At 63.7% G+C, this 12,514-nt stretch carries 10 protein-coding genes; all 10 read right to left on the bottom strand.

The genetic code is table 11. The features are described from left to right. Positions 1-266: 266 nt before the first annotated feature. Genes murB through ftsL form a run of 10 tightly spaced genes read right to left on the bottom strand, consistent with a single transcriptional unit; the run spans position 267 to position 12,510 of the window. A complete protein-coding gene (murB, locus tag NKJ01_RS17025) occupies positions 267-1,232 on the bottom strand; it encodes a UDP-N-acetylmuramate dehydrogenase (protein WP_352729577.1) in 966 nt (321 codons plus the stop codon). Then, the gene (murC, locus tag NKJ01_RS17020; RefSeq protein WP_352604173.1) at positions 1,229-2,635 is read right to left on the bottom strand and encodes a UDP-N-acetylmuramate--L-alanine ligase; all 1,407 of its coding nucleotides are present in this window, start codon (positions 2,633-2,635) and stop codon (positions 1,229-1,231) included. Before murC ends, murB begins: the two co-directional genes overlap by 4 nt. Further along, positions 2,632-3,759, bottom strand: coding sequence for an undecaprenyldiphospho-muramoylpentapeptide beta-N-acetylglucosaminyltransferase (murG, locus tag NKJ01_RS17015; RefSeq protein ID WP_352729574.1), 1,128 nt, complete (start codon positions 3,757-3,759; stop codon positions 2,632-2,634). The genes murC and murG overlap by 4 nt, the downstream gene beginning before the upstream one ends. Before the next feature lies 1 nt (position 3,760). Continuing rightward, positions 3,761-4,912 (bottom strand): putative lipid II flippase FtsW, encoded by a 1,152-nt coding sequence (ftsW, locus tag NKJ01_RS17010; protein WP_352729572.1) that lies wholly within the window; start codon positions 4,910-4,912, stop codon positions 3,761-3,763. Next, on the bottom strand, positions 4,912-6,312 hold the full coding sequence (murD, locus tag NKJ01_RS17005) for a UDP-N-acetylmuramoyl-L-alanine--D-glutamate ligase (protein ID WP_352729570.1): 1,401 nt from the start codon (positions 6,310-6,312) through the stop codon (positions 4,912-4,914). The genes ftsW and murD overlap by 1 nt, the downstream gene beginning before the upstream one ends. An 8-nt stretch (positions 6,313-6,320) precedes the next feature. After that, complete coding sequence (gene mraY / locus NKJ01_RS17000) at positions 6,321-7,403, bottom strand: phospho-N-acetylmuramoyl-pentapeptide-transferase (RefSeq protein WP_023757007.1); 1,083 nt, start codon at positions 7,401-7,403, stop codon at positions 6,321-6,323. A gap of 3 nt (positions 7,404-7,406) precedes the next feature. Further along, positions 7,407-8,903, bottom strand: coding sequence for a UDP-N-acetylmuramoylalanyl-D-glutamyl-2,6-diaminopimelate--D-alanyl-D-alanine ligase (locus tag NKJ01_RS16995; RefSeq protein WP_352729568.1), 1,497 nt, complete (start codon positions 8,901-8,903; stop codon positions 7,407-7,409). Then, positions 8,900-10,354, bottom strand: coding sequence for a UDP-N-acetylmuramoyl-L-alanyl-D-glutamate--2,6-diaminopimelate ligase (locus tag NKJ01_RS16990; protein ID WP_352729566.1), 1,455 nt, complete (start codon positions 10,352-10,354; stop codon positions 8,900-8,902). The genes NKJ01_RS16995 and NKJ01_RS16990 overlap by 4 nt, the downstream gene beginning before the upstream one ends. A 54-nt stretch (positions 10,355-10,408) precedes the next feature. Beyond that, complete coding sequence (locus NKJ01_RS16985; RefSeq protein ID WP_023757004.1) at positions 10,409-12,118, bottom strand: peptidoglycan D,D-transpeptidase FtsI family protein; 1,710 nt, start codon at positions 12,116-12,118, stop codon at positions 10,409-10,411. Then, positions 12,115-12,510 (bottom strand): cell division protein FtsL, encoded by a 396-nt coding sequence (gene ftsL, locus NKJ01_RS16980; RefSeq protein WP_352729564.1) that lies wholly within the window; start codon positions 12,508-12,510, stop codon positions 12,115-12,117. The genes NKJ01_RS16985 and ftsL overlap by 4 nt, the downstream gene beginning before the upstream one ends. Between the last annotated feature and the right edge of the window lie 4 nt (positions 12,511-12,514).

The raw sequence follows: 12,514 nt of genomic DNA, 5'->3' as shown, positions 1-12,514 counted from the left end.
TCCGACATATTCAATTTCTCATAAAAAAATGCTAAACCCGTGGGGTTGAGTTTTTCGGGGCAAGGTTTGGGGGCCGTTTTGGCAGCGGCTAAATTCTTGTGTCACATGAAGTTCGACGTGCGTAAGATGTGTTGAGATTCAGGTCAGGCCGAGTCGAAAATGATGGCTTTCGAGAACCGGAGCGGAGCGGACATTCGGGTCCGTGAGCACAGGAAGCGTAGAAAGCCGTCGTTTGCAGGCCGGCATCACCTGAATATCAGCGCACCTTAAAGCAGCTGTCCGAGAAACTCCTGAACGGCATGTCCCGGCCGGAAATTGCCGATGCGCTTGATTTCCCATTGCAGCCGGACACCGGAATTCTCCAGCACCCGCGTGCGCACCGTCTCCCCGAGATATTCAAGGTCGTAGCCGGTCGCGGTTCCCGTGTTGATCATGAAGTTGCAATGCATCGGCGACATCTGCGCACCACCGATCATCAGGCCGCGGCAGCCGGCCTTGTCGATCTCCTTCCAGGCCGACGTGCCTTCGGGATTCTTGAAGGTCGAGCCGCCGGTCTTCTCGCGGATCGGCTGCACGGTCTCGCGGTGGTTCTGCACGGCATCCATTGCCGCCTTGATCACGGCCTTGTCCTCGGCAAAGCCTTCGAACACGGCCGAGGTGAAGATCAGCCCGGCAGGTGCCGCCGAATGACGATAGGCGTAGCCCATGTCGGCATTGCTGAGCGTCTGCACATTGCCCTTGCGGTCGAGCGCGCGCACCTCGACGACGCGCTCGCGCGTCTCGACGCCATTGGCACCGGCATTCATCCGCAGTGCGCCGCCGACGGCGCCCGGAATGCCATGGTAGAAATGAAAACCGCCAATGCCGGCCTCGAGCGCCACCGCGGCGACGCGCTTGTCGGGCGTGGCCGCGCCGGCCTTGATCCTGATTGGCGAAATGACTTCCGCTTCGCCAAACCCCTTGGCCGAAAGCCTGATGACAAAGCCCGGAATGCCGCCGTCACGGACCAGAAGGTTGGATCCGACGCCGACGATGGTCAGCGGTATTTCCTCCGGAACGGCTTTGAGGAACGTGGCAAGGTCCTCTTCGTCCGCCGGCTGGAACAGCACTTCCGCCAGACCACCCGCACGGAACCAGGTGATCTTGTCCATCTCGGCATTCGGCGTGACGCGGCCGCGCAGGCCGGCAAGCCGGTCGCCAAGTCTGTCGATCAGGGCCTGGCCGTGCATCATGAGACGGTCCCGCCAAGCTCCTTGGGCAACGCATAGGCCCATTGGGTGATGTTGCCGGCGCCAAGGAAGACCACGAAATCGCCTGGTTTGGCCAGATCGCGGATGATGGGCGCAATCGCCACCGGACCCTCGATGTAACGCGCATCGCGATGGCCGCCGGCGCGGATGCGCGACACCAGCGCGTCCGAGCTGACGCCTTCGATCGGCTCCTCGCCGGCCGCATAGACCGGCGCCACCATCACCGTGTCGGCGTCGTTGAAGCAGGCGGAAAACTCGTTGAACAGATCATGCAGACGGGTGAAGCGATGCGGCTGGGCGATGGCGATGACGCGCCCCTTGGTGGCGCTGCGCGCCGCCTTCAGCACCGCCGAGATCTCGACCGGATGGTGGCCGTAATCGTCGAACACGTCCACGCCGTTCCACGAACCGGTATGGGTAAAGCGGCGCTTGACTCCGGCGAAGGACGACAAGCCCCTCTTGATCGCCTCGGCCGACAGGCCGAGCTGATGCGCGACCGCGATCGCGGCGGTCGCGTTGGAGACGTTGTGACGGCCGGGCATCGGCAGGCGCAGGCCTGCTATCGTCGTCTGGTCGCCGGTCTTGCGGTCGCGGATCACCACGTCGAATTCCGAAATGGCACCCGCCATGCGGTGGTTGGTGAAGCGTACATCGGCCTGCGCGTTCTCGCCATAGGTGACGATGCGGCGGTCCTCGATACGGCTGACCAGCGCCTGCACCTCGGGATGATCGGTGCACATCACGCCAAAACCGTAGAACGGCACGTTTTCGACGAACTGGCGGAACGCCTCGCGCACTTTGTCGAAGCTACCATAGTGATCGAGATGCTCGGGATCGATGTTGGTGACGACCGCGATCTCGGCCGGCAGCTTCAGGAAGGTGCCGTCGCTCTCGTCGGCCTCGACCACCATCCACTCGCCATCGCCCATGCGGGCGTTGGTGCCATAGGCATTGATGATGCCGCCATTGATGACGGTCGGATCGAGCCCGCCGGCATCGAGCAAGGTCGCCACCATCGAGGTCGTCGTCGTCTTGCCATGCGTGCCGCCGATGGCCACCGCCTGGCGGAAGCGCATCAGCTCGGCCAGCATCTCGGCCCGGCGCACGATCGGCAGCAGCTTTTCGCGCGCGGCCTTGAGTTCCGGATTGGATTTCTTGATTGCCGTCGAGACGACCACCACCTCGGCATCGCCGAGGTTTTCGGGCTTGTGGCCGACAAAGCATTCGATGCCCTTGTCGCGCAGCCGCTGGACATTGGCGCTCTCGGCCTGGTCGGAGCCTTGCACCTTGTAGCCGAGATTGTGCAGCACTTCGGCAATGCCGCTCATGCCGATGCCGCCAATGCCGATGAAATGCACAAGGCCTATGGTCTGCGGCATCTTCATGCTTGCGTCCCCTTCCTGAAATCCGAAACGGCTTTTTTGGACGCAATAGCCTCTGTGAGATCGGCGAGCAACCGTGCCGCGTCGGGCCTGCCCGCCGATTTCGCGCCCGCGGCCATCGCCGCCAGCCGCTCGGGGGCGTCCATCAGCCCGCCGACGAGGGCTGCGATGCGTTCGGGCGAAAGCGAGGATTGCGGGTGCACTTCGCCACCGCCGGCGACCGCAAGGGCCGCTGCATTCGCCGCTTGGTCGTGGTCGAGCGCGTGCGGGTAAGGCACCAGCAGTGCCGGCCGGCCGATAACGGCGATCTCCGAGACTGTCGAAGCGCCGGAACGCGAGATCACCAGATGCGCGGCCGCCATGCGTACCGCCATGTCGGTGAAGAACGGCGAAACCTCGACGGCAACGCCGAGGGCTGCATAGGCAGCCTTGACCCGCGCCACGTCATCCGCGCGAGCTTGTTGGGTAATCACCAGTCGCTTGCGCTGGGCATCGGAAAGCAGCGCGATCGCCCCCGGGACGGCGTCGGAGAAGAACTGGGCGCCCTGGCTGCCGCCGAACACCAGCAGGCGGAACGGTTGCTCCCCGGTCGACGCCGCATATGCCGTGTTGGCCGCTTCCAGCACGGCAGGCCTGACCGGATTGCCCGTCGTCACCGTCTTGGCGCCGGTGGCACTGGAATCCTGCGGCAGGAAGCCGCCGGCGATCGCATCGACACGGCCGGCCAATGCCCGGTTGGCGCGCCCCATCACTGCGTTCTGCTCATGGATCAGCGTCGGCACCTTGCGCCGCGTCGCCGCGTAGAGCGGCGGCAGGGTCGGATAGCCGCCGAAGCCGACGACGGCGTCCGGCTTGATCCTGGCGATGATGGCGGAAGCCTGGCGCACGCCGCGCCAGATTTTCCAGAAAGCTCCAAGCAGGGCAAACGGATTTTTCGAACCCATCGTCGCCGACTGGATCGGATGGATGGCGGCGGCCGGAAAATGGCCGGCGAACCGCTCGGCACGGTCGTCGGTTGCCAGGTGCACCGACCAGCCGCGCTCGTTCAGCTCGTGCGCCAGCGCTTCGGCCGGGAAAAGATGCCCACCGGTTCCGCCCGCCGCGAGAAGGATGACGCCTCTGGCCATATCACTCCGCCGGCAGCGCGCGCTGCGGCAGCGCAAAGCCCATCTGCTTGCGCTTCTCCGGCCTCTTGCGTGTCAAAGCCAGCACCATGCCCATCGAAATTGCGATCGCGATCTGCGAGGAGCCGCCATAGGAGATGAACGGCAGCGTCATGCCCTTGGCCGGCACAAGCTGCAGGTTGACGCACATATTGATGACGGCCTGCAGGCCGAACACGGTGACGAGGCCACCGACCGCATAACGGGTGAAATCGTCATGCTCCTTCAGCGCCGTGTTGAGGCCGCGCAAAACGATGAAGGCGAAGATCGACATGATGAAGAAGCACATGATCAATCCGAATTCTTCGCCGGCGACCGAGAAGACGAAGTCGGCATGGCTGTCCGGGATAACCCGCTTGACGGTGCCCTCGCCCGGCCCGACGCCGAACCAGCCGCCATTGATCAGCGCCTCGCGGCCCATGTCGACCTGGAATGTGTCGCCTTCGCCGGTAAGGAACTTGTCGATGCGCAAGGCAACGTGCGGAAACACCGTATAGGCGGCAAAGACGCCGCCGACGCCGGCGGCACCCAGCGCGACGATCCACAGCCAGGGCAGCCCCGCCATGAAGAACATGATGCCCCAGGTGCCGGTTGTCAGCATGGTCTGGCCTAGGTCTGGTTGCGCCACCAGCAGCGACACGACCAGCACCAGCAACAGCATGGCGAACAGATTGCCCGGAATGTCGGGCTGGCGCTTGTGCTCGGCAAACAGCCACGCGCACATGATGACGAAGGCGGGTTTCAGAAATTCAGAGGGCTGGATGGACAGGCCGGCAAGCGACACCCAGCGGCGCGCGCCCTTCACCTCGACGCCGACATAGAGCACCGCCACCATCAGCACCAGCATCAGGCACAGCATGATCAGCGCCATGCGCCGGATCTGCCGGGACTCGAGGAACGACACGGCCAGCATCACGCCGAGCGCCGGCACGGTGAAGATGATCTGCCTGGTTGCGAAGTGGAAACTGTCGAGACCGATGCGTTCGGCCACCGCCGGGCTGGCGGCAAAGGACAGCACGATGCCGAGCCCCATCAGCGACAGGAACGCCGCCAGGAACCAGCGATCGATCGTCCACCACCAGGTCGCAACCGGACTTTTGTCGAGACGGCTTTGCATTATCGTGTCCCTCCAATGGGTTTCACGCCCTCGATAGCATGCGCAGCTTGCCTGAAGGCTTCGCCGCGGACTTCGAAATTCTTGAACTGATCGAAGCTAGCGCAGGCCGGCGACAACAGCACCACCGCCTCGCCGCTGTCATCCTGGGCCGCATCATGCGCGGCGTGCTCGACCGCCGCTGCCAGCGTGCCGGATATTTCGTAAGGCACGGCCTCACCCAGCGTCGCCGAAAAGGCGGGGGCCGCCTCGCCGATCAGATAGGCCTTGGCGATCCGCGGAAAGAAACCGCGCAACGGCTCGATGCCGCCTTCCTTGGGCAGGCCGCCGGCGATCCAGTAAATGCGCGCAAAGCTGGACAGCGCCGGTGCCGCCGCATCGGCGTTGGTCGCCTTGGAATCGTTGATGAACAGCACATGGTCCTTGCGGCCGACCTGCTCCATGCGGTGCGCAAGGCCGGGAAAGCTCTCCAGCCCCGACTGGATCTCGCCGAGTTCCAGTCCGACCTTGAGGCAGGCGGCGACCGCAGCCAGCGCGTTCTGCGCATTGTGCTGGCCTCGCAGCGAGCCGATGCCTTCGAGGAAGGCGACGCGGCTGTAGCGGCCATGGACAGCTTCCATCAGGTAGCTGCCGTCGGCGAAATAGCCGTCGGTCAGCGGCAGCCGCTTGGAAATCCGGATGACATGCCGCCCCGCCCGCTCCAGCCGCTCGGCGATCTGCGCGCACCAGGAATCGTCGATGCCGACGATTGCCGTCTCGCTGCCGGCCACCAGCCGCTCCTTGATCGCGGCGTAGTGCTGCATGGTGCCGTGACGGTCGAGATGGTCGGGCGTCAGATTGAGCAGGATTCCGGCCGTCGGGTTGATCGAAGGCGCGAGATCGATCTGGTAGGACGAGCATTCGACCACATAGTGCCGATCGGGCTCAGGCGGATCGAGCGTCATCACCGCGCGGCCGATGTTGCCGCCCATCTGGGTGTCTCGTCCCGCCGCTTTCAGGATATGCGCCGTCAGCGCGGTCGTCGTCGACTTGCCGTTGGTGCCGGTGATGGCGATGAAGGGCGACATCGGCGCCTTGAGCATCCGTTCGCGGCAAAAAAGCTCGATGTCGCCGATGATCTCGACACCCGAACCGCGCGCCAGCTCCACCGTCCAATGCGGCTTGGGATGCGTCAGCGGAACGCCCGGCGAGAGCACGAAGGCCGAGAACTTCGCCCAGTCGGCGCCGCGCAGATCGGCTGTTGCAATCCCGGTGGCGGCGGCCTTGGCGACGCTTTCGGGATTGTCGTCCCAGGCCAGCACATCCGCGCCGCCCTCGATAAGCGCGCGCGCCGTCGCAATCCCCGAACCACCGAGCCCAAAGAGCGAAACGCGCTTGCCTGAAAAGGATGCGGCGGGGACCAAGCGGACTCCTATCTCAGCTTCAGGGTTGACAGGCCGACCAGCGCCAGGATGACGGCGATGATCCAGAAGCGGATCACCACCTGGCTTTCGGTCCAGCCCAGCTTTTCGAAATGATGGTGGATCGGCGCCATCAGGAACACCCGCTTACCGGTCATCTTGAAGTAGCCGACCTGGATGATGACCGACAGGATTTCCACGACGAACAATCCGCCGACGATGACAAGCACGATCTCGTGTTTGGTGGCGACGGCCACGGTGCCGATCAGGCCACCCATGGCCAGCGAACCGGTGTCGCCCATGAAGATCGCCGCCGGCGGCGCGTTGAACCAGAGAAAGCCGAGGCCGGCACCGATGACCGCGCCAAGCACGACCGCCAGTTCGCCGGTGCCAGGCACGAAATGGATCTGCAGATATTCGGCGAAGACAGCGTTGCCGGAGAGATAGGCGATGACGCCGAAGGAGGCCGCCGCGATCATGATCGGCACGATCGCCAGCCCGTCCAGGCCGTCGGTCAGATTCACCGCATTGCCGGCGCCGACGATGACGAAGCAGGAGAACGGAATGAAGAACCAGCCGAGATTGACGATGAATTCCTTGGCGAAGGGAAATGTCAGCGACGAGGAGAACGGCGCCTGGCCGTTATGCATGATCACCCATGCGGCAATACCGGCGATGACGAATTCGAGCGCCAGCCGCGCCTTGCCGGAAAAGCCGAGATGCGACTGCTTGGTCACCTTGAGATAGTCGTCGTAGAAGCCGATCGAGCCGAAGCCCACAGTCACCAGCAGTACCACCCAGACGTAGATGCTCGACAGGTTCGCCCACAGCAGCGACGAACCGATGATGCCGGACAGGATCATCAGGCCGCCCATGGTCGGCGTACCAGCCTTCTTGAAATGCGTCTGCGGCCCGTCGGCCCGGATCGGCTGGCCCTTGCCTTGCCGCAGGCGCAGCGAATTGATGATGGTCGGTCCGAAGATGAAGACGATCAGCGCCGACGTGATCAACGCCCCGCCGGTGCGGAAGGTGATGTAGCGGAAGACATTGAAGGCCGAGATCTTGTCCGCAAAATCGACGAGTAATGTGAACATGCGTTATCGTCCCCCGACCTGGGTCTGTTTTCTGGTTGTCGATTCAGGCGGGAATTTGCCCAGCACCGCATCGACCAGTTTTGCAAAGCCGATGCCTTTCGACGATTTGATCATCACCACGTCGCCTGGCCTCAGCGCGGCCAGCAGCACCGGCTTCAGTTCCTCGACACCGGCACGGTATTCCGTCTTGACTTCACCGGGCAGTATCTCGGCCAGCGCCCGCATTTCCGGGCCACCGAGGAAGACGGTCTGCGTCCCGGTGCCAACGATAAGGTCGGCGAGAGCAGCATGCAGCTTGGCCGAATGGTCGCCGAGTTCGAGCATGTCGCCGAGCACGGCGATGCGGCGGCCCTCGCCCGTCACCGGCGTCGCGTTGAGCAATGCCATCGCGGCAGCCATCGACGCCGGATTGGCGTTGTAGCTCTCGTCGATCAGCGTGATCGGCCCGCCGGGGTGGCTAGAAGTCGAGCCACCGGGGTGGCTCGAAATCGAGCCACCGGGGTGGCGCAGCACATGGCGCTTGCCGCGCCCGCGCTCGGCCGAGAGATCGGCCAGTGCCAGGGCCACCTTGTCGACATCGGCCCCGACCAGATGCGCTGCTCCCAGCACCGCCAACACGTTCTGCACCATATGGCGGCCGGGCGCACCGATCCGAGCCGACACTTCGCGGCCGCTGATCCTGGCGGTGATGTCGGAATGGTCGGCGTGCAGTTCGCATTGGACCAGCTTGAAGGTCGAACGCGCATTCTCGCCGAAACCGTAGACGTGCTCGACGCCGGCGGCATGCGCCATTTTGTCGAGAATCTTGAAGCGCGCATCGTCGCGGTTGAGGACAGCGGCACCCTTAGGCTCCAGCCCTTCGAAAATCTCGGCCTTGGCCTTGGCGATCTCGTCCAGGTTGCGGAAGAAGCCAAGGTGGGCGGCCGCGATCATGGTCACGATGGCGACGTGCGGCCTCACCATTTTCACCAGCGGCCGTATCTCGTCAGGATGGTTCATGCCGATTTCGAAAACGGCATAGTCGCAATCGGCGGGCATGCGCGCCAATGTCAGCGGCACGCCCCAGTGATTGTTGAAGGACTGCGCGGAGACATGCACCTTGCCGACGGCCGACAGCACATGGCGCAGCGCTTCCTTGGTGGTGGTCTTGCCGGCCGAACCGGTCACCGCGATGATTTTGGCTTGGGAGCGCGCGCGGGAGGCCACTCCGAGCTTTTCCAGCGCGACCAGCACATCATCGACGACGATGATCGGCGCCGTCAGCCTGCCGAGCGACGGCAGCTTGCCTTCAGCCACCACCAGCACTCCAGCGCCGGCTTTGATGGCTGATGTGGCGAAGTCATGCCCGTCCATCGCCTCGCCCTTGATGGCGAAGAAGGCGTCGCCGGGCTGCAGGCTGCGGCTGTCGATCGAAATACCCGATATGCCGTCCGGCATCGGCCCGAGCGGCCGCCCGTCCATGGCGGTGACCAGCGCCTCGGAGGTCCACAACAAGCTCATGCGGCACGCTCTACGAGTGCTGCGCGAACTTCCTCATGATCGGAGAAATGCAAGGTCTCGGAGCCGATCGTCTGGCCTTCCTCGTGGCCCTTGCCGGCTACGATCAGCGTGTCGCCGGCATGCAGCATGGCGACCGCCTCGCGGATCGCCTGGCGCCGGTCGCCTATCTCTATGGCACCAGGAGCGGCGGCGAGGATCGCAGCGCGGATTGTTTCCGGTACTTCAGAACGCGGATTGTCGTCGGTGACGATCACGACATCGGCAAGCCGCGTCGCGATCTCCCCCATGATCGGCCTTTTTCCGCGGTCACGGTCGCCGCCGCAGCCGAACACGACGACGACGCGACCGGTGGTGAATGGGCGCACCGAGACCAGCACGTTTTCCAGCGCGTCCGGCTTGTGGGCATAATCGACATAGACCGGCGCGCCATTCGCGGTGGTGCCGACGAGGTCGAGCCGGCCCGGCGCGCCCTTCAGTTTCTCCAACGCCATCAAGGCCTTGGCAACTGGCGTTGCCGTGGAAATGGCCAGTCCGGCCGAAACCAGCGCGTTCGATATCTGGAAGTCGCCGGCCAGCGGCAGGTCGATTTCGTAGAGCACGCCGTCGGCCTCGACCTCGGCGCGTTGGCGGTGACGCTCGTGCTCGACCCGCTTCAACCTGAGGAAATCGCCATGACGGCCAACCGTCAGCACCTCGAGCCCGGCAGCCCGCGCCGCTTCGATCGTCGGCGAAGACCATGGATCGTCGGCGAAGATCACGGCCGGAGCGCCCTTCGGCAGCAGCGTGTCGAACAGCCGCAATTTGGCGCGGTGATAGTCCTCGATGGTCGGATGGTAGTCCATATGGTCGCGGCCGAGATTGGTGAACCCGCCGGCCGCCAGCTTCACACCGTCGAGGCGGCGCTGGTCGAGCCCATGGCTGGAGGCTTCCATGGAGGCGTGGTTGACGCCGGCATCGGCCAATTCCCGCAGCAACTGGTGCAAGGCGACCGGATCGGGCGTCGTCAGCGAGCCATAATCGTTGCGGCCCGGAGCTACCACGCCGGTGGTGCCGATCGAAGCGGCGGCATAGCCCGCCTGCTCCCAGATCTGCCTGGTGAAAGCGGCGACCGATGTCTTGCCGCTGGTACCGGTCACCGCGACCATGGTCTGAGGCTGCTTGCCGAAATAGCGGGCCGCACTCAGCGCCAGCGCCAGGCGCGGATCGTCGACAGCCAGTACCGGAACCGACAGCCCAGCAATGGCGCTGCCCTTGGCAGCCACAATCGCGGCCGCACCACGCGCGGCGGCGTCGGCGGCATAGGCGGCACCATCGGCCTTGGTTCCGGCGAGCGCAAAAAAGACAACGCCCGATCTTACCTGGCGGGAATCCGACGAAATCCCGATGACCTCCAGATCGGCGGAAGTTGTTCCTTCGACTGGCAGGATACCGGCTAGGTCTCTTAGTTTCATCGAACCCCGTTCACCGCAACAAAATAGCGCGCAGTTACCGGCGCGCCCTAAGAATCACTGATAGGAAACCAGCGTTGCACCATTTTCATGGCTGAAATCTGGCTTCACGCCAAGCATGGCAGCCGCACGCCGGATAATGTTGCCCGCCATAACGCCCGCGTTCGATGCCGCGACGTCTGTCATGCCCGGCTTTTCAGGGTGCGGGGCGTCGGCAATCGTAAACACCAGGTATTGTGGATCGTCCATCGGAAAGGCGGCGACGAATGTATTGAAATTCAATTCCTTCGAGTAGCGGCCATTGATGACCTTCTCGGCTGTTCCGGTCTTACCGCCAACGCGATAGCCGGGCACTCTGGCGTTTCTGGCCGAGCCTTTCTCCGCGTTGAGCGTATACAGGTAGCGCATGCCGTCGACCGTCTTTTCGCTGACCACTTTCTTGGCCATGGCCATCGCTTCTTCCTGTGTACGGATCAGGAAGGTGGGGTTCATCAGGAAGCCGCCATTCATCAGCGCGGCGCAGCCGACAGCCGCTTGCAGCGGCGTCGTCGACACGCCGTGACCGAAGGCGATTGTGAACGAATTGACCTGTTTCCAGACCTTCGGTTCGGTCGGGCGGGCGACTTCCGGCAGTTCGGTCTGCATCTTATCCAAAATTCCAAGGCGATGCAGGAATTCGCGGTGCCCCGCGATGCCGACCATTTCGGCCTCCCTGGCCGACCCGATGTTGGACGAATAGAGGAACACCTCCGGCAACGACAGCACACGGTTCTTGCCGTGGAAGTCGTGAATGGCCTGATGGCCGACCCGGATTGGATGCGAAGCATCGAAGCGGCTCGCCATCGTCGCCTTGCCCGAATCGAGCGCCATGGCAGAGGTAAAGCTCTTGAAGGTCGAGCCCATCTCGTAGAGGCCTGCCGACATCCGGTTCAGCCGGTCCTTGTCTTGCGCATTATAAGGATTGTTAGGATCAAAATCCGGAACCGAGGCCATGGCCACCACTTCGCCGGTCTTGACGTTGAGCACAACGGCGCCAGCGCCCATGGCGCGATAGCGCTCCAAGCCGGCGGCGATCTCGTCGCGCACCACATGCTGGACGCGCAGATCGATCGAAAGCCTCACCGGCTTGAGATCCTTGGCCACCGCGAGGCCCGATGCCTGCAGGTCGCTCAAACCCTGCTCATCGACATATTTCTCCATGCCGGAGATGCCCTGGTTGTCGATGTTGGTTAGCCCGACAATGTAGGACGAGGTCTCGCCGCTCGGATAGAAGCGGCGCTTCTCGGTGCGGAAACCGAAGCCGGGAATGCCGAGCTGCATGATGTCGGACTGCTGCTTGGGGGTCAGCTGACGCTGCAGCCAGACGAAACCAGCACCGCTCTTCAGCTTATGGTAGGTCTGCTCATAGTCGATGTCCGGAAGTACCGTCGACAGCTTCTCGATCGCCTCGTCGGCGTCGACGATGCGGCGCGGCTCGGCAAACAGCGACGCTGTCTTGATGTCCGTCGCCAGCACTTCGCCGTTGCGGTCGACAATGTCGGGCCGCGATGCCGTCACCCGGCTTTGCGGACCGCCCGACATGTCAGGGGTCTGGAAGCCGAGATAGACCAGGCGCCCGGAAATCGTCGAGAAGATCCCGAAGAACACCGCCATCGTCATCACGATGCGCGTCCTGCCCTTGCCGCCGGTCGCCTTGCGGGCGCCCTCGACGACGATCGAACCGCCTTCACCCGTCCTCACGCGACGCTTCAGCAGTTTGCCGATCATTGGGCGATGCCTCCGGTCACCACGGGATCCTTGCTGCCCGGACGCGCTTGATCGGAATTGTCGGCCATGCCGCCCTGGCGTCCGGACAGGATGTCCTGGATGTCCAGGGATTTGGCCGGCAGGTCGCCGATGCCGACGATCTGGCGAGCGCTAACCGGCTCGAGTTCGAGCTGTGACTTGTAGAGTTCGGCCAGCTTCTGCAGCCGCGATGGCTGGGTGAGCAGGCTCCAGTCGGCCTTGAGCAGGTCGATCGTGTCCTCCTCATAGCGGATCTGCGCATGGATCTTCTGCACCGAGGCCAATTGTTCCTCGGCCTCGCGCTTGGCCTTGTAGGTAAGGGCAGCCGCCCCAACCATGACGGCGATCAGGACGATGTCGCTGGTACGAAACACGTGC

Source organism: Mesorhizobium sp. M0276 (assembly GCF_040321755.1).
Taxonomy (GTDB): Bacteria; Pseudomonadota; Alphaproteobacteria; order Rhizobiales; family Rhizobiaceae; genus Mesorhizobium.
This window is presented reverse-complemented; position numbering and strand designations above follow the sequence as displayed.